A 21,834-nucleotide genomic window follows, 5' to 3' on the forward strand; every position below is an offset into this window, starting at 1 on the left:
GATCGGTATCACTGACGTCCCACCCGAATTGAGTCCATAGTGATCGAGTTCACCGGCACTCGAACGGACTTTGTACACCACAGCCGACATCCCAGCCTGCGAGGGAACCGAACAGCAATGGACATCAACAAGGAGTACGACGTCCTCGTCGTCGGCGCCGGGCCCACCGGCCTGTTGCTGGCCGGGGACGTCGCGGCGGCAGGGCTGCGCGTCGCGCTGCTGGAGCGGCGCGCGGAGGAGTCCAACCTCACCCGCGCCTTCGCCGTCCATGCCCGGACCCTGGAGCAGCTGGACGCCCGCGGCCTCGCCGACCAACTGCTGGAGACCGGCGCCAAGCTCGACAGCCTGCGCGTCTTCGGCGCCCTCCGGATCGACCTGAGCCGACTGCCGAGCCGGTTCCCGCTGCTGCTGATCACCCCTCAGTACCAGACCGAGCAGTTGCTGCTGCACCGCGCGCTCGACGCCGGAGTGACGCTGCTGCGCGGCACCGAGGCGATCGATCTGCGCCAGGACGCCGACGGCGTCGAGATCGACGCGGACATCGCCGGCGAGCGGGTCACCTTCCGCGCCGCGTACGCGGTCGGTACGGACGGGGTGCGCAGCCGCGTCCGCGAGCTGCTCGGGGTTCCGTTCCCGGGCGAGTCCGCGATCCAGTCCGTGATGTTGGCCGACGTGCGGGTGGAACGCCCGCCGGCGGACGTGCTGACCGTCGGGGCGAACAGCGCCGGCTTCGCGTTCATGGCGCCGTTCGGCGACGGCTGGTACCGGGTCATCTGCTGGGACCGCGCGGACCAGCGGCCGGACGGCGACCCGGTCGACTTCGACGCGCTGCGTCGGCTTTCGGCCAATGTGCTGGAGGCGGACTACGGCCTGCACGACCCGCGGTGGCTCTCCCGCTTCCACAGCGACGAGCGGCAGGCGCCCGACTACCGGGTGGGCCGGGTCTTCCTCGCCGGCGACGCCGCTCACTGCCACTCCCCTGCGGGCGGCCAGGGCATGAACACCGGCCTGCAGGACGCCGCCAACCTGGGCTGGAAGCTGGTCGCCGCGGTGAGCGGTTGGGGCGCGTCCGACCTGCTGGACAGCTACCAGGCCGAGCGGCACCCGGTCGGGAAGAAGGTGCTACGCACCTCGGGCGGGATCCTGCGGGTGGCGCTCGGCGAGTCCCCCGCGCTGCGGCTGGTGCGCGGGGTGATGAAGAATTTCGGCAACCGACTGCGGCCGCTGACACGGCGGGGCGGCCTGGAGGTCTCGGGCGTCGCCATCTCCTACCAGAAGCAGGCCCCGGCCGGCGCGCACCGACTCGTCGGCCTCCGCGCGCCGGACGTGGAGCTGACGCGTGAAGACGGCGAGAAGGGTCCGGCCCGGCTGTACGAAGCGCTGCGCCAGGGCCGGTTCGTCCTGGTCGGCCCTGACGCAGCGGCAGCGGAGGGCTGGTCGGAGCGACTGGTCACGGCGACCTCGGCGAAGGTGACGACCCGCACGGTCCTGGTCCGCCCTGACGGCTACGTGGCCTGGGCGGCCGAGACCCCGACCCCGCACCAACTCCGCGACGGCCTCACCGCCTGGCTCGGCGCCCCCGCCGAGCCCGAGGAGCCGACACCGACACCAGCGACGGCGACGGCGCAGGAGGAAGCCCAGCCGGTCCAGGACGGCGAAGCCTGCTAGGTCTGTCCCGTTCCCGGCGCCGCTGATCAGCGGGGTGATGCGGATAGGCTGCTTCCGGACTGCCTGCTCACGCGTGGTGGCTGGCTGGGAGAACAGTGCGGGAGAAGGTTCACGGTGGAGCATGGTGCCGGGGAGCCGCAGGCCGGGGGCGTGCGGTGGTTGGTGCTGGTCTACAAGATTCCGGCGGAGCCGACGCGCTTGCGGGCGGGTGTGTGGCGGAAGATCAAGGGCCTGGGAGCGATCTACCTGCAGAACTCCGTGGCCGCGCTGCCCGTGAGTCCGTCCGGCGAGCGGGCGTTGCGGCTGTTGCGGAACGAGATCGTGGAGATGGGCGGCACCGCGTCGCTGCTGGAGTCCGCGGTGCTCGGCGGCGGAGCGGAGATAGAGGACACGTTCAACGCGGCCCGCAACGACGAGTACGAGGAGATCGTGGATCGCTGCGAGGACTTCCTCGGGCAGATCGACAAGGAGTACCGGGCGGAGCACTTCACCTACGCCGAGTTGGAGGAGAACGACGAGGACCTGGTGAAGCTGCGCAACTGGTTCGCCAAGGTGGAGGCACGCGACGTGCTCGCCGCGTCCGGCAAGGCGTCCACGGTGGCGGCGTTGGAGCGGTGCGGGCAGGTGCTGGACGAGTACGCGGCGCGCGTGTACGCGGAGGAGGGGGACGGCCGCTGACGGCCGTCCCCCTCGGTGCCGCCCGCCGTCAGCGGCGGGCGGCCTTGACGACGCGGGCCAGCGAGAGGCCCAGCAGGGCGGCGACCGCGAGCGCGGGCAGCCACCAGGCGTTGAGTCCGGCGCGGGTCAGGCCCCAGGTGGCGGCCAGGGACACGGCGACGCCGAGGGCGACGCGCCAGTCGTCGCCGACGATGAAGTCGTACCAGAAGCGTGCGAAGGACCGCAGGGCGCTGAGGGCGTTCATGTGAGGCTCCCCTCGGTCGGCACCGGTGCGCTGCCGACACCGGCGTCGCCGGCGTTCTGCGTGCGGCGCAGGGTGGAGGTGTAGCCGAGCGCCAGCAGCGCGACGGCGGGGACGATGGCGAGCAGCGCGGCGTCGGAGCCGGGCCAGTTGGCGCCGGCGCCCTCGGCTGCCCAGAAGAGGCCGAAGGAGGTCAGCATGATTCCGACGGCGAACTTCATGGTGTTCTCGGGAACCCGCGCCAGCGGGGCCCTCACGGCGACGCCGGCGATGACGACGACGGTCACGGCGACAAGGGCGCCGAGGACCGCGACGGGGACGTTGTGCTGATTGGTACCGAAAGTGACCACGATGAAGGCCACTTCGAGGCCCTCCAGGAACACGCCCTTGAAGGACAGGGTGAAGGCGTACCAGTCCTTGACCCGCCCGCGTCCGCCCGACGCGGCGGCGGTGGCGGCGGCCACCTCGTCGGCGTAGGCCTGCGTCTCGTCGTGCAGGGCCTTGTAACCGGATCCGCGCATGATCGCCTTGCGGAGCCACTGGAGGCCGAAGACCAGCAGCAGGGCGCCGACGACCAGCCGCAGCGCACCCAGGGGGATCTGGCCCACGGCCGGTCCCAGTAGGGCGATCGTCGCGGCGAGTACCAGCAGTGCGGCGACCGTGCCCTGCCAGGCCGACTTCCAGTTTCGGCTGGTTCCTGCCGCCAGCACGATGGTCAGCGCCTCGACGGCCTCGACCGCGCAGGCGAGCAGGACCGTGAAGAAGAGGACGAAGGTCGTCACCTGCGACCTCCAGGCTGCGGGTTCGAGCGGTGACGGATGGTCATGGGATCTCCACTGGTGTGCGGTTGAGCTGTGAGGTGGACTCGCCGTCGATCTGCGTCGGCGAGGCGGGGGAGGCGGGGTAGGCGAAGCAGCCGTCCGGGTCGAGGGTGACCCGGACGCGGGTGCCGCGTGGGTGAGGCTGCCGGTCGAAGACGCCAGTCAGACGTGCCCCACCGGACAGTTCGACGACATGGTCGTAGCCCCGGCCGCGGTAGGCCGTGTCGGCGACCGTCCCCGACAGGGTTTCGCGCGCGTCGTCGACGGCGTCACGGTCGCGTGCGATGGTGACGGCGGCCGGGCGGATGAGGACGTCGACGCCGGTTCCGTCGCTGAGGGGACCGGCGGGTGCGACGAGGAAGGAGCCCGCGTCCGTTCGCACCAGCACCCTGTTCAGGTGGGCCGGACCGTCGGCGGTCCCGGACAGTTCACCGGCCAGGCCGGTGAAGCGGGCGACGAAGGGCGTCGCGGGCCGCTGGTAGACGGCCTCGGGCGTGGCGAGCTGGACGAGGCGGCCGGCCTCCAGCACCCCGACCTCGTCGGCGAGGGCGAAGGCCTCCGCCTGGTCGTGGGTGATGTAGACGGCGGTGGCGCCGCTGTCACGGGTCAGCGTGGAGATCTCCACGCGCAGCCGTTCGCGCAGGTCCGCGTCCAGGTTGGACAACGGCTCGTCGAACAGGAGCAGTCCCGGGCGCGCGACCAGGGCACGGGCGAGCGCGACCCGCTGCTGCTGCCCGCCGGAGAGCTGGTGCGGAAAGCGGTCGGCATGATCGGACAGGCCGACCCGCTCGAGCACTTCGGCGACCCGCCGGTCCGATTCGGTGCGGCCCGGCCTGCGTCGGCGCAGCGCGTAGGCGACATTGCCGGCTGCGGTCATGTGCGGCCACAGGGCGTAGTCCTGGAAGACCATCGCCAGGTCACGCCGGTCCGGGGCCAGGTGGGCCCGGCCGTCGGCGAAAGCCTGCGCGCCGAAGGAGATGGCGCCGCCGTCGGCGCGCTCGATCCCGGCGAGGCAGCGCAGCAGCGTGGTCTTACCGGAGCCGGAGGGCCCGAGCAGCACGAGGAAGCGACCTGGGCGCACGGTGAAGGAGACCTCCTCCAGCACGCGGGTGGAGCCGAAGGACTTGCTCAGTCGCTCGACGGTCAGTTGGTCGGTCATGCCACGGCCTCCATGCGGCGGGCTGCGGGGAGCAGGAGCCGCAGGGCTCCCAGGGCGAGAGCGATCAACACCACGGTCGCGGCGACGACCAGGACGGTCATCGCCGCGCCGGCGCCGAGGTCGTAGCCCTGGAGCTGGTGCGTGATGGCGACGGACAAGGGCTCCTGGCCCGGCGGGGCGAGGAGTTGGGAGATCGGGAGTTCCAGCAGGGTGCCGCAGAAGGCGATCAGCCAGGCCCACACCAGGGAGCCCGCGACGAGCGGCAGCACGGCGCCCGTCCAGGCGGAGGCGGCGGGTCGCCCGTGGGTGCGGGCCGCCCACAGCAGTTGGTCGCTGACCTGCCCGAGCGAACCCGACAGCAGGCGGGCGGCCGAAGGAAGGGCGCCGGCCAGATAGCCCAGCACCAACAGCGTGGTGGTGCCGTACAGGTCGATGCCGAGGTCGGAGGCGATCGGCAGGTTGTAGGTGAAGATGTATCCGCTGGCGAGCAGCACGCTGGGCAGCGCGATGGCGGCGAGCAGCAGCATGTCGAGGACGCGACCGGCACGACCGCCGCTGCTGCGGGCCAGCGCCCGGCCGGCGACCGCGCCCAGCACGACGGCCGCGCACGCCGTGATCGCGGCGAGGCGGGCGGAGTAGCCGAGGGCGGACACCATCTCGGTGGAGTGCAGCACGTGACGGAAGTTGTCGAGCCCCAGTGCGGCCGAGCTGACCTTCCCACCCGACGGCAGCAGGGACGCGGCGGCGGCGCCGAAGGCCGGTACTCCGAGGGCGAGCAGGAAGAAGCCTCCGACGCCGGTCAGCGCGGCGAGTTGGCCGCGGCGGCCGAGGCGCGTACGCCGAGCGGGACGGGTGCGCCCGGAGAGGATCTGGAAGCTTCGGCCGCGCATCGAGCGCCGCTGCGCGAGCAGCGCGAGGGCGACCAGGGTGAGCAGGAGCCAGCCCATCGCCGAGGCGAGCGGGAAGTCGGCTGGGAAGGTGCCGATCGCCTGCTCCATCGCACCGGTGAGCAGCGGGAAGCTGCCCTGGGACGCGAGGGTCGCGGCGACGCCGAAGTCACTGATGGACTCGGCGAACACGATCGCGAGTGCCGCCCACAAGCCTGGCGCGAGGATGGGCAGCAGCAGGCGGAAGGTCCCCAGCCGCCCGGTCCCGTGGGTGCGCGCGGCGTCCTCGAACTCGCGGCCCATGCCCCGAAGCAGGGCGGACACCGCCAGGTAGGCGAACGGCACGCCGCGGGAGGCCAGTACCCAGATCACCCCGGCCGGCCCGAAGACCAGGGCGCGCAGCGCGGCCGGGTCCTGGCCCAGCACGCGCGACAGCACGCCCTGCGGTTCGACGAGCCAGGTCCACCCGAGCGACTCCAGGTAGGACGGGGCCAGCAGCAGCGCCCACAGGAGCAGCCGCCACAGCCCCCTCCCCGCGAGCGTGGTGCGTTCGGTGAGCCAGGCCAGCGCCAGCGCGACGACAGTGGCCAGCAGCGCCGACCCCAGACCGACCAGCAGGGTGTCGACGAGCGCGCGGGCGGTCCACCCGCTGAGCACCTGCTGGAACGGCGACCAGGTGAACCACGCGTCGCCCTGTCCGAGCAGCCGCGGGCTGACCGCGACCAGCAGGAACCCGCCGACCGGCAGCAACAGGACGGCGGCGAACCCGATCCAGGGGAGCGTGCGCACCAGACCCACAGCGCGGCGCCGCAGGTCGTCCGCGCGGGTCCGGGAGGCCCGGGCCCCGCGCGTGGCGCGCGGCCCGGGGGTGAGAGATGTGTCGATCATGGATCAGTGGGCGATCGTGTTCGTGAACCAGGTGTTGATGGTGCCCTCCTTCGGGCCCCACACATACGGGTCGATCGCCTGGGTCGGCACGGACGCCAGCGCGGGCAGCTCCGGGTCGGGGTTGACCCCCTGGACGATCGGCCAGAACAGGGAGTCGCCGTGGCGGTCCCCGGTGAGCATCACCTGCTGGCCCTGCGTGCTGAGCACGAACTCGGCGAACCGCTTGGCCTCCGCCTGGACCTGGGCGGGCGCCTTCGCGTCGATGCCCATGACGCTGGGCAGCGAGGTCACCTTCGGCAGGTAGGCGGTCTTGATGTTCTTGTCCTTGATGCCCGCCGCGACGCCCGCCGAGCTCTGGATCAGACCGACCTTGATCTGACCGGTCTGCAGCGCGTGAAGGGTGTCGTCGTTGGTCTGGAACACGTGCAGACCGTTGCCCTTGAGGGAGCTGTAGAACGACTGGCCCTGGCTGTCTCCGCCGAGCTGGTTGAACATGCCGGCGACGAACGGGTACGTGGGACCGGACACGGCCGGGTTGTTCATGCCGATCGCGCCCTTCCACGCCGGCGAGAGGAGTTCCTGCCAACTGGTCGGCGGGTTCGGCGTCTTGCTCGCGTCGTAGACCAGAGCGGCGGTGACGGTGAGGCCGGTGGGGATGTAGCTCTTGTCCTGAGGCACGACCGCCTGCCCGGCGGCGTTCAGCTGCGCGCTCGGCTCGTAGCCCGTGAGCAGCATCCCGGCCTTGTCCATCGAGGCGAACGCCTCGTCACCGTCCACCCACAGCACGCCCCACTGCGGGTTGGCCCGCTCGGCCTGGACTCGGGCCAGCAGCGGGCCGGTGCTGTCGTCGACGAGCTTCGTCGGGATCCCGGTCGCCTTCTGGAAGGCGTCGGTGACCGCCTTGTCGTAGCCCTGGGCCGAGTAGACCACCAACGGCACCGGCGCACCGGTGGCGGCCGCGCTGCCGCCGGCCGACGACGCGGCCTGACTCGCCCCGCCGCACGCGGACACTGCTGCCATCACCAGACCCGCTGCCGCGGCGCTGCCGACGAGCCGTCTGTGCGCGCCGACCATCGTTCGAAGAGACATGTTCGCTCCAGCACAAGTGAAATGTAACAACGGTTAGAACCGTCGTGCAACGGAGCAAACGGAGCGCTCGCCACCGGTCACCGGGAGATGAACACCGTCCGAACATGGGATCCCGGAGCGGGGACGCATCCGGCGATGTCGGCACAGACCGTTCCGGGAGGCTAACCGATGTCCCTGAGGACCGCGGGCCGCCGTCCAGGATGTCCAGCGCGGCCCGGGGCGGCTCAGCCCGGCGCGGCTCAGCCCGGCGCGAGCCGGCGGCGCAGGCAGGAGAGGCAGCGGGAGCGGGTGGGGCCGAGGCTGCCGCGTGGCATGTGGAGGCGCGCGGCGAGCTCGGCGTAGTCCGTGGGTGGCTCGTCGAGCAGCGCGCCGAGAAGGGTCGCGCACCGGGCGGGAAGACGTGCCACGGCGGCGCGCAGCTCCGCCGTGCGCTCCCGCTCGAGCAACAGGGTCTCCGGACAGGGCGCAGGGCGCGGCAGTCGGAGGCCGGAGGGGATCTCGTGGCGCGTCTGGTTCATGCCCTCGGGGACGCCGCGCGCCGCGTCCCCGGCTGCGGCGCGCCGACCGGACCACCTGATCGGGCGTAACCCCGGAACACCCGATTGCAATCAAGGCATCAACAGAATGTAACCGGGGCCACTCCGCCCTGTGTACCAGGCGGTAACAGAACCCGACTAGGATCCACGCATCCCGCTCGCGCCAGCGCCAAGACGACGGAGGCACGGTGTTTTACTGGACGCTCAAGAGGATCATTGTCGGCCCACTGGTCCGCACGCTCTACCGGCCGCGGATCACCGGGCTGGAGAACGTTCCCCTCGACGGTCCCGCCATCATCGCGCCGAACCACCTCTCCTTCTGCGACTCCGTCTTCCTCCCCCTCGCCGCTCCGCGGCAGGTGCACTACGTGGCCAAGGAGGAGTACTTCACCGGCACGGGCCCCAAGGGCCGACTGATGGCGTGGTTCTTCACGGGCGTCGGCGCGGTCCCGGTCGACCGCAGTGGCGGGCGGGCCTCGATGGCCGCGATCGACACGGGCATGGCGCAGTTGAAGGCGGGTCGGCTCTTCGGCATCTACCCGGAGGGCACCCGCTCCCCCGACGGGCGGCTGCACCGGGGCCGCACCGGCGTCGCGCACCTCGCGCTGGCGAGCGGCGCGCCGGTGATCCCGGTGGGTCTGGTGCACACGGACGAGGTGCAGGCCAACGGCAGCATGCGCTGGCGCAGGCCGTTCCGCGCCCGCCCGGAGATCCACTTCGGCACGCCGCTCACCTTCGAGCGCTACGAGGGCATGCAGCGGGACCGCTTCGTGCTGCGCGCGGTGACCGACGAGATCGTCTCGGCGATCCTGGCCCTGTCGGGTCAGGAGTACGTCGACATCTACGCCACCAAGGCGAAGCTGCTTGCCGCCAAGGCGGCGAAGGACGCGTCGAAGGACAGTGCGGCGACGACCCGGATGGACCGTGCGGCCTGACCCGGGCCGTGAGTGGGCTGCGGCCATCAGCTTGCCGCAGCCCTTCGACCCCGAGGACCGACGCCTGGAGACGCGCGTCTAGGCGCCGGGCGGCACCATGCTGGCCAGCAGCTTGCCGTGGGCGTCGTAGACCTTGATCCGCTCGCTCGAGAAGTGGCCGGGTGAGGGCATGACCTGCACCCCCGGCACCCACAGGTACGCGGTCGCGTAGCCGGGGTGACCAGCCAGCTTCACCACCGTCGCGTCGTACGGTTTCCCGTCGATCTCGATCGTCATCGCGGCCACGTCGCCGGGACCGATGTACAGCGGCGAGTAGAGCGTGCCCGAGCGGTTCCCCTCGCTCTGGGCGCCCACCGTGCCCTGCGGCTGGTTCCCGTCCGTGACGCTCTTGCAGCTGTAGGCGCGCGTCGAGTCCGGGCCGAGGCCCTCGCAGCGCTCCCCTGCCGTCAGCTTCATCCAGATCTGGTGACCGAAGTTCAGGTCCTTGCCCGCCGGGACCACGCGCACTGCCGGGTGGCGGGCCTCGGCCGCCTTCGTGGGCGAGGTCGACGGCTGCGCCCCCGGCTGAGCCGGCGCCGACCACGCGTGCGCAGGCCCCTGCGCGGCCGCGTGCCCCGCCTGCGCGCCGCCGGGCGAACTCGCCAGCGCCACGCCCACGGCCGTCGCGGCCGTCGCCCCCACCGCCAGCGTCACCGCGACCGCCCCACGGACGCCACGACGACGCCGCGTACTCCGGTCGTGCACCGCCGCGACCTTTCCCGCCCAGTCGGATGGTTGGTACCCCATCGCCTCGTCCTCCAGTGCGCGTCGCACCATGTCCTCGTCCTCCCCGCTCATCGGTCTGCCTCCGTCGATCCCGACGCCGCGTACCCGGCGAGCGCCGGATGGCCACGGAGCTTGGCCAGGCCTCTGCTCGCCTGGCTCTTGACGTTTCCGGTGGAACACCCGAGGACCTCGGCGACCTGCTGCTCGCTCAGGTCCTCCCAGTACCGCAGCACGACCACCGCCCGCTGCCGGGGCGGCAGTTCGTCCAGTGCCTGGAGCAGCACGGAGCGCTGCTCGACCTGGGCCGTGGCGGACTGCTGCGGGCGCTCGGGCACCCAGGGCATCAACAGCTGCCGGGCGCGCCGAATGCGGTGCCGACTGAAGCTGTTGTTCACCATGGCCCGGTGCAGATAGGCGTCGGGCGAGTCCAGCCGCCTGATCCTGGCCCAGTGCGGGTACGCCTTCGCGAGAGTGGCCTGCACCAGGTCCTCGGCCTCGTGGTGATCACCCGTCAGCAGGAAGGCGGTACGCGTCAGGCGCTGCCAGCGCGCCGCCACGAAGGCATCGAAGTCGACCTCTGCCAGCCCTGGCCAGGTGTCGCCCTCCCCCGCGACCGCCATCGTCGCCACCACGCACCGCCCTCCCCCCGTACGCCGTGGAACCGCGTCAGCCACGGCTCTCTCCCTCTTCACCACGCGGGAGCCACCGGGGTTGCACGCGAGGAGGAGACAGCGGGGCGCCGCACGCATCTTCTCTGCGTGCGGCGCCCCGCGGCGTCAGGACTGGTTCAGCGCTTGGCGGAGAGCCACTCCTGCTGGAGCGTCAGGTTCGCCTTGACCTCGGCGAGCTGGACCGCCACCGCGGCCGGAGCGGTGCCGCCGCGGCCGTTGCGGGAGGCGATCGCGCCGTGGACGGAGAGGACCTCGCGCACCTCAGGCGTCAACGTGGGGCTGATCTCGGCGAACTGCTCGTCCGTCAGATCGTTCAGCTCCAGGCCGCGCGGCTCGCAGAACTTGACGCAGGCGCCCGCGACCTCGTGCGCGACGCGGAACGGGGTGCCGCGCTTGACGAGCCACTCGGCAATGTCCGTGGCGAGGGAGAACCCGGCCGGGGCCAGCTCCTCCAGGCGCTCCTCGTGGACGGTGAGCGTGGCCATCATCCCGGTGAAGGCCGGGAGCAGCACCTCGAGCGTGTCGCAGGAGTCGAAGACGGGCTCCTTGTCCTCCTGGAGGTCCCGGTTGTAGGCCAGCGGCAGCGCCTTGAGCGTCGCCAGCAGGCCGGTCAGGTTGCCGATCAGGCGGCCCGACTTGCCGCGGGCGAGCTCGGCGATGTCCGGGTTCTTCTTCTGCGGCATGATCGAGGAGCCCGTGGAGAAGGCGTCGTGCAGCGTGATGAAGCCGAACTCCTTGGTGTTCCAGATGATCACCTCCTCCGCGATGCGGGAGAGGTTGATGCCGATCATCGCGGTGATGAAGGCGAACTCCGCCACGTAGTCGCGCGAGGCGGTGCCGTCGATGGAGTTAGCCGCCGAACCGCCCTCGAACCCGAGCTCCGCCGCGACGTACTGCGGGTCCAGGCCGAGCGAGGAGCCCGCGAGAGCGCCCGAGCCGTAGGCCGAGACGGCGGTCCGGGTGTCCCACTGGCGCAGCCGCTCCGCGTCCCGGCTCAGTGCCTGGACGTGAGCGAGCACGTGGTGGGCGAAGAGGACCGGCTGCGCGTGCTGCAGGTGGGTACGGCCGGGCATCGCCACGCCCGGGTGGGCCTCGGCGAGGCCGACCAGCGCCTGCTGCAGGTCGAGGATCAGGCCGCCGATGATCCGCGCGTGGTCGCGCAGGTACATCTTGCCGAGCGTGGCGATCTGGTCGTTGCGGGACCGGCCGGCGCGCAGCTTGCCGCCGAGCTCGGGGCCGAGCAGCCCGAGCAGCCCGCGCTCGAGCGCGGAGTGCACGTCCTCGTCGGCGACGGTGCCGGTCAAGGCGCCGGACTCGACGTCGGCGAGGAGGTCGGTCAGGCCCTGCAGCATCCGGGCGAGCTCGTCGTTGGTCAGCAGCCCGGCCCGGTGCAGGACCTTGGCGTGGGCCTTGGAACCCGCGATGTCGTAGGGCGCGAGCCGCCAGTCGAAGTGCACGCTGGCCGAGAGCGCGGCGAGCGCCTCGGACGGACCGTCGGCGAAGCGCGCGCCCCAGAGCCGGACGTCTTCGTTCTTAGCCACGGTCACGGCTGTCTCCATTCACTCACTGTGCGGCAGGCAAGCGTGCGCGTACGGCGGCAGGGCCATACGGCGCTAGGCATAAGTATGCACTAGCCCGTATGAAACTCAAAGCCACGCCGACCGCCGCGCGAACCCACCTGCCCCCTCGACGCACTCGCCCTCCGGCCGAGCTCGGGGAGGGTCCGACCTCGGGGCGAGCCGGAGCTGCGCCTGGCGCAGGGCGGGGACCCGTCCGGTCAGGCCTGATCAGGCGAGGGCGCGGGTCAGGTCCTCGCAGAGGTCCTCGACGTCCTCCAGGCCGACCGAGATCCGCAGCAGCGACGGGTGCGGGCGTGCCTCCGGAGCGACCGGGCGGTGGGTGAGGGAGGCAGGGTGCTGGATGAGGGTGTCGACGCCGCCGAGGGAGACCGCGTGGGTGATCAGCTCGCAGCGCTCCGCCGCCGAGGCCGCTGCGGCGAAGCCGTCGCGCAGGGAGAAGGTCAGGACCGAGCCGGGCCCGGACATCTGGCGGCCGACCAGGCCCAGCGGGTCGCAGTCCGGCAGGCCGGGGTAGTAGACGCGTTCGACCGCGGGCTGCTCGGCCAGCCAGATGGCGAGCTTGCCCGCGCTGCCGCTCTGGTGGCGGACCCGGAGCGGCAGCGTCTGCAGGCCGCGGTGGAGCAGGTACGCGGCGAGCGGGTGCAGGATGCCGCCGGTGACCGCGCGCACCGGGCGGAGCTTCTGCGCCCACTCCGCGTTGGTCGCGACGACGCCGGCCAGCACGTCCCCGTGGCCACCGAGGTACTTCGTCGCGCTGTGCACGACGATGGTCGCGCCGTGGCGGATCGGCTGCTGCAGCACCGGCGTGGCGAAGGTGTTGTCGACCAGCAGCGGGACGTCGCCGCAGCGCGCGGCCAGCGCGGCCAGATCGATCAGTTCGAGCGTCGGGTTGGCCGGGGTCTCGACGACGACCAGGCCGGTGTCCGGACGGATCGCGCCGTCGACTTCCTCGGCCGTCGCCCAGCTGACCTCGGTGCCGAGCAGGCCGGTGGCGAGCAGGTGGTCGGTGCCGCCGTAGAGGGGTCGGACGGCGACGACGTGGCCGCGTCCCTCCGCGCGCGCCGCGAGCAGGCAGGCGGTGAGTGCGGCCATGCCGGAGCTGAACGCGACCGCCTGCTCGGCCCCCTCCAGCTCCGCGAGCGCCTGCTCGAACCGCGCCGTCGTCGGGTTCCACAGCCGCTGGTAGACCGCGCTGCCGCCCTCCGGGATCAGCCCGCCGGTGGCCAGCGACTCGTAGCTGTCTCCGCCGAGCTCCACGCCGGGCAGCGGGTTGGTGGTCGACAGGTCGATCGGCGGGACGTGCACGCCCATCGCGCGCAGGTCGGCGCGGCCGGCGTGGACGGCTCGGGTGTCGGGTCGGGTGTCGGCGGACGGCATGGGGCTGGGCCTCCTCGTTGAGGGCTCGGACGGTCCCAGGATGAAGATTTGCTGATCCAACGGCTACAGTTCCGAAGAAGATTCGCGGTAGAGCCGTCCAGCTGTGTACTTCTTCGGATCCGAGCCGCACCATGGGTTCCGTGCCGAAGAATCCGCAGCCCGAGCTGGCCCCCGTCGACCGCGCGATCCTGCGCCTGCTGGCCGAGGACGCCCGGATGCCCAACAACGCGATCGCCGAGGCGGTCGGCATCGCCCCCTCCACCTGCCTCGCCCGGATGCGCGCGCTGCGCGAACGCGGCGTGATCCGCGGCTACCACGCCGACGTCGACCCGGCGGCGCTCGGGCTCGGCATCCAGGCGATGATCGCGGTCCGGCTGCACGCTCACACCAAGGAGCGGATCTCCAGCTTCACCGCCGAGATCCCTCGCCTGCCGGGTGTGCTGGCGTCCTACCACCTCGCAGGCGCGGACGACTACCTGCTCCACATCGCCGTCGCCGACACCGACGCGCTGCGGGACTTCGTCGTGGACCACCTCACGGCGCACCCGGCGGTGGCGCACACCGAGACGAGCCTGATCTTCGGTCACATGCGGGGCCAGGTTGCCCCTTGAGAGCTGAGGCCGGTCCGCTCACCATGGCCGCGTGACGTCAACTCCGGCTCCTACGACGGCGGTGGCAGCGGCGCCTGCGGCGGACCGGCGAAGTCGCTCAGCTTGCCGGTCACCAGGCCGGGCCAGGTCTGCTTCAGCAGGTGGTCGTTGACCACCAGGACGACCAGACCGGCCGTCGTGCCCGGCTGTGCCGCCCACGAGCGCATACGAGCGAGTGTCCGCCGCTCAGGTCACGGCGCGGACACTCCACGATCTCAGGACTGGGCCAGCCGCAGCAGATACGCCGCCAGATCCTGGCCGCCGGCCGGGTCGCGGCTGATGATGAGGACGGTGTCGTCGCCCGCGATGGTGCCGATGATCTCCTCGACGCCCGACTGGTCGATCGCCGACGCGAGGAACTGGGCCGCGCCAGGCGGCGTGCGCAGCACCACCAGGTTGCCCGAGGCTGTCGCCGAGACCAGCAGTTCGGCGGCGAGCCTGGCCATCCGGCCCTCGCTGGCGGACTCGCCCATCGGGGCCAGCGGCGTGCGGTCGCCGCCCTCTGCGGGGACGGCGTAGATGAGCGCCCCGTCGGAGTTGCGGATCTTGACCGCGCCCAGCTCGTCCAGGTCCCGCGAAAGGGTCGCCTGAGTGACCATCAGCCCGTCGTCCGCGAGCAGCTTGGCCAGCTGGCTCTGCGAGCGGACGGGCTGACGGGTCAGCAGCTCCACGATCCGTCGGTGCCGCGCTGTCCGCGTCTGCGGCAGCTGGGCCGCCGTCGACGCGTCGCGATGGGGTTCGGTCATGGAGCAATTGTTCCTTACTTGATCGAGCGGAGCACACCCGGGAGCACGGCGAGCAGGGCATCCACGTCACGCTCGGTCAGGATGAGCGGCGGTGCGAGCCGGATCGTGTCCGGGGTGGCGGCGTTGACCAGGAAGCCCGCCCGCTGCAGCGATGCTTGGACCTCGGCCGCGACCGGACGGGTGAGGACCACGCCGAGCAGCAGGCCCGCGCCCCGCACGTAGTCGATCAGGGGATCGCCGAGCGCGACGATGCCGCTGCGCAGCCGCTCGCCCACCTTCGTGACCTGGTCCAGCAGCCCCTCCTGCTCGATGGTGTCGAGCACGGCGTTGGCCGCCGCGCAGACGACCGGGTTGCCGGAGAAGGTGCTGCCGTGGTGGCCGGGCTTGAACAGGGTCGCCGCCTCGCCGAAGGCGAGGGTCGCGCCGATCGGCAGACCGCCCCCGAGGCCCTTGGCGAGGGTGACCACGTCCGGCTCGACGCCCTCGAAGGCCTGGTGCGCGAACCAGTGGCCGCAGCGGCCGATGCCGGTCTGGATCTCGTCCAGGACCAGCAGCGTCCCGGTCGCCCGGGTGATCTCCCTGGCCGCGAGCAGGTAGTCGGCCGGCGGCACGACGACGCCGTTCTCGCCCTGGATCGGCTCCAGGAAGACGGCGGCGGTCTCCTCCGTGACTGCTGCGCGCAGCGCGTCGATGTCGCCGTAGGGGACGTTCGAGACGTGGCCCGGCAGCGGGTGGAAGCCGTCCTGCTTCCTCGGCTGGGCGGTGAGCGAGAGGGCGCCCATGGTCCGGCCGTGGAAGGCGCCGACGGCGGAGACCAGGTGGGTCCGGCCGGTCAGCCGACTCAGCTTGAAGGCCGCCTCGTTGGCCTCGGCGCCGGAGTTGGAGAAGTAGACCCGGCCGCCCTCGCGCCCGTCGTAGCCGATCAGCCGCTCCGCGAGGCGGACCGTGGGCTCCGCGACGAAGAGGTTGGAGACGTGGCCGAGCGTGCCGATCTGCTGCGACACGGCCGCGACGATCGCCGGGTGCGCGTGGCCGAGCGAGTTGACCGCGATACCGCCGAGGAAGTCGGTGTAGCGCTTGCCGTCGGCGTCCCAGACGTGCACGCCCTCACCGCGGACCAGCGGGATGCGCGGGGTGCCGAAATTGTCCATCAGCGCGTGCTGCCAACGGCTCGTCAGGTCAGCGTTGCCGGTCATGCCAGTCCCCCAGCGATAATGGTCTGATCGATGTCATTCGTGTCGGGCACGACCATGGTGCCGATGCCCTCGTCGGTGAAGATCTCCAGCAGCAGGCTGTGCTGGACGCGGCCGTCGAGCACGCGCGCGGTGCCGACGCCCTCACGGACGGCGCGCAGGCAGCCCTCCATCTTCGGCAGCATGCCGCTGGCCAGCGTCGGCAGCAGCTTCTCCAGCTCGCTCGTGCTGAGCTGGCTGATCACGTCGTCCGAGTTCGGCCAGTCGGCGTAGAGGCCCTCGACGTCGGTGAGCACGACCAGCATCTCGGCCTTGAGCGCGACGGCCATCGCGCTGGCCGCGGTGTCGGCGTTGACGTTGTAGACGTGGCCGTCCGCGCCCCGGGCCACGGAGGAGATGACCGGGATCCGCCCGTCCTCGATCAGCGCCTTGACCGCGCCCGCCTCGACGTGGGCGATGTCGCCGACCAGGCCGATGTCGACCTGCTCGCCGTCGACCTCGGCGTAGCGCTTGACCGCGGTCATGGTGTGCGCGTCCTCGCCGGTCATGCCGACCGCGAAGGGGCCGTGCTCGTTGAGCAGCCCGACCAGCTCGCGCTGGACCTGCCCGGCCAGCACCATGCGGACCACGTCCATGGTCTCCGGCGTGGTCACCCGCAGGCCGTTGGTGAAGGTCGACTCCAGGCCCAGCTTGGCGAGTTGGGCGCTGATCTGCGGGCCGCCGCCGTGCACGACCACTGGGCGCAGCCCGGCGTAGCGGAGGAAGACGACGTCCTGGGCGAAGGCCGCCTTGAGCGACTCGTCGACCATGGCGTTGCCGCCGAACTTGATGACCACGGTCTTGCCGTGGAAGCGCTCCAGCCACGGCAGCGCCTCGACGAGGGTCAACGCCTTGGGCAGGGCGGTGTTGTTGCGGGCCTGTTCGCCCTTGGGTGCGATCTGCACGACGGGTCCAGTCTTCGCTGTGGGTGGGCAGCCGGATCAGCTGGAGTAGGCGCTGTTCTCGTGGACGTAGTCGGCGGTCAGGTCGTTGGTCCAGACGGTCGCGGCGGCGGTGCCCGCCTTGAGGTCGGCGGTGATGACGACCTCGCGGTCCTTCATAGTCACCAGGTCGCGGTCCTCCCCCACGCTGCCGTTCTGGCAGACCCAGACGCCGTTGATGGCGACGTCGAGCTGGTCGGGGTCGAAGGCGGCGGCGGTGGTGCCGATGGCGGACAGGACGCGGCCCCAGTTGGGGTCCTCGCCGTGGATGGCGCACTTGAGCAGGTTGTTGCGGGCGATGGTGCGCGCCACGTCGACGGCCTCGGCCTCGCTCGTGGCGTTGACGATGTCGATGCGGATGTCCTTGCTCGCGCCCTCGGCGTCGCCGATCAGCTGGCGGGCCAGGTCGGCGGAGACCTCGCGGACGGCTGCGGCGAACTCGTCGGCGTCGGGCACGATGCCGCTGGCGCCGGAGGCGAGCAGCAGCACGGTGTCGTTGGTGGACATGCAGCCGTCGGAGTCGATCCGGTCGAAGGTCTTCGTGGTCGCGCCGCGCAGCACCGCGTCCAGCTCGGGGGCCTCGACCAGCGCGTCGGTGGTGAGGACGACGAGCATCGTGGCCAGGCCGGGGGCCAGCATGCCGGCGCCCTTGGCCATGCCGCCGACGGTCCAGCCGCTGCCGTGGGCGACGGAGGTCTTGTGGACGGTGTCGGTGGTCTTGATCGCGATCGCGGCGGCCTCGCCGCCGTCAGCGCTGAGGGCCGCGGCTGCCGTCTCGACGCCGGGCAGCAGCTTGTCCATCGGCAGGCGGACGCCGATCAGGCCGGTGGAGGCGACGGCGACCTCGCCCGCGTTCAGGCCGAGCACCTCGGCGACCTTCTCGGCGGTGGCGTGGGTGTCCTGGAAGCCGAGCGGGCCGGTGCAGGCGTTGGCGCCACCGGAGTTGAGGATCACGGCGCTGACCGTGCCGCCCTTGACGACCTGCTCCGACCAGTGCACCGGCGCGGCCTTGACCCGGTTGGAGGTGAAGACGCCGGCGGCGGCCAGCGACGGACCCTCGTTGACGACGAGCGCGAGGTCGGGCGTGCCGGAGGCCTTGATCCCGGCGGTGACACCGCTGGCGCGGAAGCCGCGCGCCGCCGTGACTCCGATGCCGGCGGTGCCTGCGATACCGGCGGTGGCTGCGGGGTTCTGGCTCACGGTGCGACTCCTGTCTGCGGAAGGCCGAGCTCCTCGGGCAGGCCGAGGGCGATGTTCATGCTCTGGACGGCACCGCCTGCGGTGCCCTTGGCCAGGTTGTCGATGGCGCTGATGGCGATGATCCGGCCGACCGACTCGTCGAGGGTGACCTGGATCAGCGCGTTGTTGGACCCCTGCACGGAGGCGGTGGCGGGCCACTGCCCCTCGGGCAGCAGGTGGACGAAGGGCTCACCGTCGAGCGCGGCCGCGTAGGCGGCGCGGACCTGCGCGGGCGTCGTGCCCGGCTTGGCCTTGACGCTGCAGGTGGCGAGGATGCCTCGGGACATCGGCGCGAGGGTCGGCGTGAAGGAGACGGCGACATGCTCGCCTGCGACGGCGGAGAGGTTCTGCGTCATCTCGGGCGTGTGGCGGTGCACGCCGCCGACGCCGTAGGGGCTCATCGAGCCCATGACCTCGCTGCCCAGCAGGTTGGTCTTGGGCGCCTTGCCCGCGCCGCTGGTGCCGGAGGCGGCGACGACGATCGCCTCGGGCTCGGCGAGCCCCGCCGCGTAGGCGGGGAAGAGCGCGAGCGAGACGGCGGTCGGGTAGCAGCCGGGGACGGCGATGCGCTTGGCGCCCTCGAGCGCCTTGCGGTTGCCGGGCAGTTCGGGCAGGCCGTAGGGCCAGGTGCCGGCGTGCGGGGAGCCGTAGAACTTCTCCCAGTCGGCGGCATTGTGCAGGCGGAAGTCCGCGCCGCAGTCGACGACCAGGACGTCCGGGCCGAGCTGCTCGGCGACGGCGGCGGACTGGCCGTGCGGCAGACCGAGGAAGACGACGTCGTGCCCGGCGAGGGTCTCCGCCGTCGTCGGCTCCAGCACTCGGTCCGCCAGCGGCCACAGGTGCGGCTGGAGCTCGCCCAGGCTGGTGCCGGCGTTGGAGCCGCCGGTGAGTGCGCCGATCTCGATCGCGGGATGCGCGAGCAGCAGGCGCAGCACCTCGCCCCCGGCGTACCCGCTGGCCCCCGCGACCGCCGCGCGGAACGTCGATGTCGCCTTGGGAGTCTCCTGCGCCTGAGCTGCCACCGTGTCTCCTCCGTCCCCTCCTCGATATGGGGATAACTATACGGAGCTCGGCACATTCATGCAATCAGGCATGGGGATCGGCCGGGCGAGGGGCCTCGATTCGCGCGACGGTGAGGGGTAGATGTCAAGATGTCCGCATGACGACCAAGGTTTTCTTCGACATCAGCATTGACGGCGAGGACGCGGGCCGGATCGCGTTCAACCTGTTCGACGAGGTGGTTCCCAAGACCGCAGAGAATTTCCGCGCCCTCGCGACCGGCGAGAAGGGCTTCGGCTACGCCGGTTCGGCCTTCCACCGGGTGATCCCGCAGTTCATGCTCCAGGGTGGCGACTTCACCGCCGGCAACGGCACCGGTGGCAAGTCCATCTACGGCGAGAAGTTCGCCGACGAGAACTTCACGCTCAAGCACGACCGCCCGTTCCTGCTCTCCATGGCCAACGCCGGGCGGAACACGAACGGCTCCCAGTTCTTCATCACGACCGTGGTCACCCCCTGGCTGGACGGCAAGCACGTCGTCTTCGGCGAGGTCGTCGAGGGCTCGGAGCTGGTGCAGCGCATCGAGTCGCTCGGCTCGAACAGCGGCGCGACCCGCGCCAAGATCGTGATCCGCGACTCCGGCGTCGTCGAGGGCTGAGTCCTTTCAACCACGCCTTACACGTACTTGGCCAGGGGATCCTCGTCGCCGTAGGTGCGCAGCCGGAGCGTGCGGGCGTCCAGCCCGCGGATCCGTTCCGCGTCGCGCAGCAGCGCCTCGAGGTCGTCCTGACCGAGGTGGAGGAACCGCCCGTGGAGCGCGTCGAAGCGCCCACGGGCGGCGTCCACAACCGTGCTGACCAGGTACGGGATGCTGCCCCAGTGGACCATGTCCGCGAACATCGGCATGCTCGCCGTCATCTCGGTCGCGACCGCCCCCGGACTGATGTCCAGGACGGTGACGCCGTGGGGCCGCAGCGACTCGGCAATGTTGTCGCTCAGCCGCCGCAGCGCCGCCTTGGAGGTCGCGTAGGCGGTGTACCGACCCTCGGGGCGCAGCGCGAAGCCCGAGTTCAGATTCACCACCCGGCCCGCGCCGCGCTCGACCATGCCGGGCAGCACGGAGCGCAGCAGGTTGAACGGCCCGCGCAGGTTGGTCTCCATGACCTGCCACCACTGGTTCTGGTCCGCCTCCCAGAGCGGCACCTCGGCGCGGTCGACCTGGCCGGCGTTGTTGACCAGCAGATCGATCCGGCCGAGATCGCGCTGCATGCTGGTGACGGCGGACTTCACCTGGCCGGGGTGCGAGACGTCGGCGGCGAGCGCGATGCATTTCACACCGTGGCGGGCACAGGAGCGCAGCGTCTCGGTGAGCGGGTCGCGATGGCGGCCCAGTAGCCCGAGATTCATCCCCTCCTCGGCCAGCCCGAGGGCGATCTCCCTACCGATACCCCGCCCGGCGCCGGTGACCAGCGCCGAACGACCTTGAAGACTGCGCAGACCCACGACCGGTCTCCCTCCCGTTTGACGTGTTCGACCAGCCCATCCTGATCCGCTCCTGGCAGGTCCGGCGACGGACACGCGGACGGGCAGGGAGTAACGTCGGGCCGTTGCAATGAACTGCAATGGACTGAACGCACTGTTCGAGGAAACTGGGGAAGCCACACGTGAGCGACATCGCGCGAGTTGGAGTGGTGGGCTGCGGCCTGATGGGGTCGGGCATCGCGGAGGTCTTCGCGCGCTCGGGGCTGGACGTCAAGGTCTCCGAGGCGAGCGGCGAGGCCCTTGAGCTGGGCCGCACGCGGATCACCACGTCCTTCGACACCGCCGTCAAGCGCGGCAAGCTGAGCGTGGAGGACCGGGACGCGGCGCTGTCGCGAATCTCCTTCACGACAGAGCTGGCCGACTTCGCCGACCGCGACCTCACCGTCGAGGCGGTGGCCGAGCGCGAGGACATCAAGGTCGCCATCTTCGAGACCCTGGACCGCGTGGTCGAGCGCCGCGACGCGATCCTGGCGTCGAACACCTCCTCCATCCCGATCGTGAAGCTGGCCTCCGCGACCAGCCGGCCGGAGCAGGTCCTGGGCATCCACTTCTTCAACCCGGCGCCGGTCCAGAAGCTGGTCGAGATCATCCCGACCCTGACCACCTCCGCCGAGACGGTCGCCCGCGCGGAAGCGTTCACCCGCGAGGCCCTCGGCAAGGACCCGATCCGCGCCCGCGACCGCGCCGGCTTCGTCGTCAACGCCCTGCTCGTGCCGTACCTGCTCTCTGCGGTCCGCATGTTCGAGTCGGGCATCGCGACGGCGGAGGACATCGACAAGGGCATGGAAGCCGGCTGCGCCCACCCCATGGGCCCGCTGCGCCTGTGCGACCTGATCGGCCTGGACACGATCGTCTCGATCGCGGACTCGATGTACTGGGAGTACAAGGAGCAGCTCTACGCGGCTCCGCCGCTGCTCCAGCGCATGGTCGACGCGGGCCTGCTGGGCCGCAAGTCCGGACGCGGCTTCTACCAGTACTGATACCGCTCACCGGCTCGCGGCGATGGGGACGGCAAAGTGGCTGCGGCAACGGCGCGGCCCCGCACTCCCGGTAGCGGGAGTGCGGGGCCGTTGGGCGCGTAGGGCGCACCGGGGATCAGCAAGCCGAAGCCCTTACGGGCAGACCCTGACCGGGTGAAAATCGGGTTGGTGGCCGTCTGGCCGACGTCGTGCCGCCTTGGCGCGTTCCGA

The 21,834-nt window shown here is 71.4% G+C and carries 23 protein-coding genes; 6 read left to right on the forward strand and 17 right to left on the reverse strand.

The genetic code is table 11. The features are described 5' to 3' along the window. The first annotated feature begins 117 nt into the window (after positions 1-117). Both ABIA32_RS23920 and ABIA32_RS23925 read left to right on the forward strand, forming a co-directional pair. Entirely contained in the window at positions 118-1,668 is a 1,551-nt protein-coding gene (locus ABIA32_RS23920) for an FAD-dependent monooxygenase (RefSeq protein ID WP_370099033.1), read from the forward strand. 114 nt (positions 1,669-1,782) lie between these two features. Further along, positions 1,783-2,346, forward strand: coding sequence for a Chromate resistance protein ChrB (locus ABIA32_RS23925; protein WP_370099035.1), 564 nt, complete (start codon positions 1,783-1,785; stop codon positions 2,344-2,346). Between the two features lie 28 nt (positions 2,347-2,374). On the opposite strand, the gene ABIA32_RS23930 is transcribed toward ABIA32_RS23925, so the two are convergent. From ABIA32_RS23930 to ABIA32_RS23955, 6 genes are all read right to left on the reverse strand, one after another. Then, positions 2,375-2,590 carry a hypothetical protein gene (locus ABIA32_RS23930; RefSeq protein WP_370099038.1) on the reverse strand — a complete coding sequence of 72 codons (216 nt, stop codon included), beginning with the start codon at positions 2,588-2,590 and terminating at the stop codon, positions 2,375-2,377. After that, on the reverse strand, positions 2,587-3,369 hold the full coding sequence (locus ABIA32_RS23935; RefSeq protein ID WP_370099040.1) for a COG4280 domain-containing protein: 783 nt from the start codon (positions 3,367-3,369) through the stop codon (positions 2,587-2,589). Before ABIA32_RS23935 ends, ABIA32_RS23930 begins: the two co-directional genes overlap by 4 nt. Before the next feature lie 40 nt (positions 3,370-3,409). Further along, positions 3,410-4,567 (reverse strand): ABC transporter ATP-binding protein, encoded by a 1,158-nt coding sequence (locus ABIA32_RS23940; protein WP_370099042.1) that lies wholly within the window; start codon positions 4,565-4,567, stop codon positions 3,410-3,412. After that, entirely contained in the window at positions 4,564-6,342 is a 1,779-nt protein-coding gene (locus tag ABIA32_RS23945) for an ABC transporter permease (protein WP_370099045.1), read from the reverse strand. The genes ABIA32_RS23940 and ABIA32_RS23945 overlap by 4 nt, the downstream gene beginning before the upstream one ends. Positions 6,343-6,345: 3 nt before the next feature. After that, positions 6,346-7,431, reverse strand: a complete 1,086-nt coding sequence (locus tag ABIA32_RS23950) for an ABC transporter substrate-binding protein (protein WP_370099048.1) — start codon at positions 7,429-7,431, stop codon at positions 6,346-6,348. A 239-nt stretch (positions 7,432-7,670) separates the two neighbouring features. Next, complete coding sequence (locus ABIA32_RS23955; protein WP_370099051.1) at positions 7,671-7,949, reverse strand: RNA polymerase sigma factor; 279 nt, start codon at positions 7,947-7,949, stop codon at positions 7,671-7,673. A 206-nt stretch (positions 7,950-8,155) separates the two neighbouring features. Here ABIA32_RS23955 and ABIA32_RS23960 point away from each other — a divergent pair, with 206 nt between their 5' ends. After that, on the forward strand, positions 8,156-8,902 hold the full coding sequence (locus ABIA32_RS23960) for a lysophospholipid acyltransferase family protein (RefSeq protein ID WP_370099054.1): 747 nt from the start codon (positions 8,156-8,158) through the stop codon (positions 8,900-8,902). A 78-nt stretch (positions 8,903-8,980) separates the two neighbouring features. Here ABIA32_RS23960 and ABIA32_RS23965 read toward each other — a convergent pair whose 3' ends face one another. From ABIA32_RS23965 to ABIA32_RS23980, 4 genes are all read right to left on the reverse strand, one after another. After that, positions 8,981-9,739 carry a hypothetical protein gene (locus ABIA32_RS23965; RefSeq protein WP_370099057.1) on the reverse strand — a complete coding sequence of 253 codons (759 nt, stop codon included), beginning with the start codon at positions 9,737-9,739 and terminating at the stop codon, positions 8,981-8,983. Further along, complete coding sequence (locus ABIA32_RS23970) at positions 9,736-10,299, reverse strand: SigE family RNA polymerase sigma factor (protein WP_370099059.1); 564 nt, start codon at positions 10,297-10,299, stop codon at positions 9,736-9,738. Before ABIA32_RS23970 ends, ABIA32_RS23965 begins: the two co-directional genes overlap by 4 nt. 155 nt (positions 10,300-10,454) lie before the next feature. Then, positions 10,455-11,879, reverse strand: coding sequence for an argininosuccinate lyase (argH, locus tag ABIA32_RS23975; protein WP_370099062.1), 1,425 nt, complete (start codon positions 11,877-11,879; stop codon positions 10,455-10,457). A 246-nt stretch (positions 11,880-12,125) separates the two neighbouring features. After that, the gene (locus ABIA32_RS23980; protein ID WP_370099064.1) at positions 12,126-13,295 is read right to left on the reverse strand and encodes a PLP-dependent aspartate aminotransferase family protein; all 1,170 of its coding nucleotides are present in this window, start codon (positions 13,293-13,295) and stop codon (positions 12,126-12,128) included. A 131-nt stretch (positions 13,296-13,426) separates the two neighbouring features. Between ABIA32_RS23980 and ABIA32_RS23985 the strand changes: the two genes are divergently transcribed. Beyond that, complete coding sequence (locus ABIA32_RS23985; protein WP_370099067.1) at positions 13,427-13,906, forward strand: Lrp/AsnC family transcriptional regulator; 480 nt, start codon at positions 13,427-13,429, stop codon at positions 13,904-13,906. A gap of 50 nt (positions 13,907-13,956) precedes the next feature. On the opposite strand, the gene ABIA32_RS23990 is transcribed toward ABIA32_RS23985, so the two are convergent. The 6 genes from ABIA32_RS23990 to argC are packed head-to-tail and all read right to left on the reverse strand — an operon-like array spanning position 13,957 to position 19,125. Then, on the reverse strand, positions 13,957-14,112 hold the full coding sequence (locus ABIA32_RS23990) for a hypothetical protein (protein WP_370099069.1): 156 nt from the start codon (positions 14,110-14,112) through the stop codon (positions 13,957-13,959). A gap of 48 nt (positions 14,113-14,160) precedes the next feature. Next, positions 14,161-14,691 carry an arginine repressor gene (locus tag ABIA32_RS23995; RefSeq protein ID WP_370099072.1) on the reverse strand — a complete coding sequence of 177 codons (531 nt, stop codon included), beginning with the start codon at positions 14,689-14,691 and terminating at the stop codon, positions 14,161-14,163. A gap of 14 nt (positions 14,692-14,705) precedes the next feature. Continuing rightward, positions 14,706-15,887: an acetylornithine transaminase gene (locus ABIA32_RS24000; protein WP_370099074.1), complete on the reverse strand. Its 1,182-nt coding sequence runs from the start codon at positions 15,885-15,887 to the stop codon at positions 14,706-14,708. After that, on the reverse strand, positions 15,884-16,828 hold the full coding sequence (gene argB, locus ABIA32_RS24005) for an acetylglutamate kinase (RefSeq protein WP_370099077.1): 945 nt from the start codon (positions 16,826-16,828) through the stop codon (positions 15,884-15,886). The genes ABIA32_RS24000 and argB overlap by 4 nt, the downstream gene beginning before the upstream one ends. A gap of 36 nt (positions 16,829-16,864) precedes the next feature. Next, positions 16,865-18,016, reverse strand: coding sequence for a bifunctional glutamate N-acetyltransferase/amino-acid acetyltransferase ArgJ (argJ, locus tag ABIA32_RS24010; RefSeq protein WP_370099107.1), 1,152 nt, complete (start codon positions 18,014-18,016; stop codon positions 16,865-16,867). Positions 18,017-18,060: 44 nt separating this feature from the next. Beyond that, positions 18,061-19,125 (reverse strand): N-acetyl-gamma-glutamyl-phosphate reductase, encoded by a 1,065-nt coding sequence (gene argC, locus ABIA32_RS24015; protein WP_370099080.1) that lies wholly within the window; start codon positions 19,123-19,125, stop codon positions 18,061-18,063. Between the two features lie 137 nt (positions 19,126-19,262). Between argC and ABIA32_RS24020 the strand changes: the two genes are divergently transcribed. Next, positions 19,263-19,760, forward strand: a complete 498-nt coding sequence (locus ABIA32_RS24020; RefSeq protein ID WP_370099082.1) for a peptidylprolyl isomerase — start codon at positions 19,263-19,265, stop codon at positions 19,758-19,760. Positions 19,761-19,777: 17 nt separating this feature from the next. On the opposite strand, the gene ABIA32_RS24025 is transcribed toward ABIA32_RS24020, so the two are convergent. Further along, positions 19,778-20,605 (reverse strand): SDR family NAD(P)-dependent oxidoreductase, encoded by an 828-nt coding sequence (locus ABIA32_RS24025; RefSeq protein ID WP_370099084.1) that lies wholly within the window; start codon positions 20,603-20,605, stop codon positions 19,778-19,780. A 161-nt stretch (positions 20,606-20,766) separates the two neighbouring features. Here ABIA32_RS24025 and ABIA32_RS24030 point away from each other — a divergent pair, with 161 nt between their 5' ends. Next, positions 20,767-21,624, forward strand: a complete 858-nt coding sequence (locus ABIA32_RS24030; protein WP_370099087.1) for a 3-hydroxybutyryl-CoA dehydrogenase — start codon at positions 20,767-20,769, stop codon at positions 21,622-21,624. Positions 21,625-21,834: the final 210 nt, after the last annotated feature.

The organism is Streptacidiphilus sp. MAP12-20 (assembly GCF_041262525.1).
Lineage (GTDB): Bacteria > Actinomycetota > Actinomycetes > Streptomycetales > Streptomycetaceae > Streptacidiphilus.

What these genes read in the sequence shown, in the direction of transcription:
- ABIA32_RS23995 (WP_370099072.1), bottom strand. Translation starts at nt 14,691, where the DNA reads ATGACCGAACCCCATCGCGACGCGTCGACGGCGGCCCAGCTGCCGCAG.
- ABIA32_RS23980 (WP_370099064.1), bottom strand. Translation starts at nt 13,295, where the DNA reads ATGCCGTCCGCCGACACCCGACCCGACACCCGAGCCGTCCACGCCGGC.
- ABIA32_RS23920 (WP_370099033.1), top strand. Translation starts at nt 118, where the DNA reads ATGGACATCAACAAGGAGTACGACGTCCTCGTCGTCGGCGCCGGGCCC.
- ABIA32_RS23930 (WP_370099038.1), bottom strand. Translation starts at nt 2,590, where the DNA reads ATGAACGCCCTCAGCGCCCTGCGGTCCTTCGCACGCTTCTGGTACGAC.
- ABIA32_RS23940 (WP_370099042.1), bottom strand. Translation starts at nt 4,567, where the DNA reads ATGACCGACCAACTGACCGTCGAGCGACTGAGCAAGTCCTTCGGCTCC.
- ABIA32_RS23950 (WP_370099048.1), bottom strand. Translation starts at nt 7,431, where the DNA reads ATGTCTCTTCGAACGATGGTCGGCGCGCACAGACGGCTCGTCGGCAGC.
- ABIA32_RS23955 (WP_370099051.1), bottom strand. Translation starts at nt 7,949, where the DNA reads ATGAACCAGACGCGCCACGAGATCCCCTCCGGCCTCCGACTGCCGCGC.
- ABIA32_RS23945 (WP_370099045.1), bottom strand. Translation starts at nt 6,342, where the DNA reads ATGATCGACACATCTCTCACCCCCGGGCCGCGCGCCACGCGCGGGGCC.
- ABIA32_RS24020 (WP_370099082.1), top strand. Translation starts at nt 19,263, where the DNA reads ATGACGACCAAGGTTTTCTTCGACATCAGCATTGACGGCGAGGACGCG.
- ABIA32_RS23965 (WP_370099057.1), bottom strand. Translation starts at nt 9,739, where the DNA reads ATGAGCGGGGAGGACGAGGACATGGTGCGACGCGCACTGGAGGACGAG.
- ABIA32_RS23990 (WP_370099069.1), bottom strand. Translation starts at nt 14,112, where the DNA reads ATGCGCTCGTGGGCGGCACAGCCGGGCACGACGGCCGGTCTGGTCGTC.
- ABIA32_RS23985 (WP_370099067.1), top strand. Translation starts at nt 13,427, where the DNA reads ATGGGTTCCGTGCCGAAGAATCCGCAGCCCGAGCTGGCCCCCGTCGAC.
- ABIA32_RS24000 (WP_370099074.1), bottom strand. Translation starts at nt 15,887, where the DNA reads ATGACCGGCAACGCTGACCTGACGAGCCGTTGGCAGCACGCGCTGATG.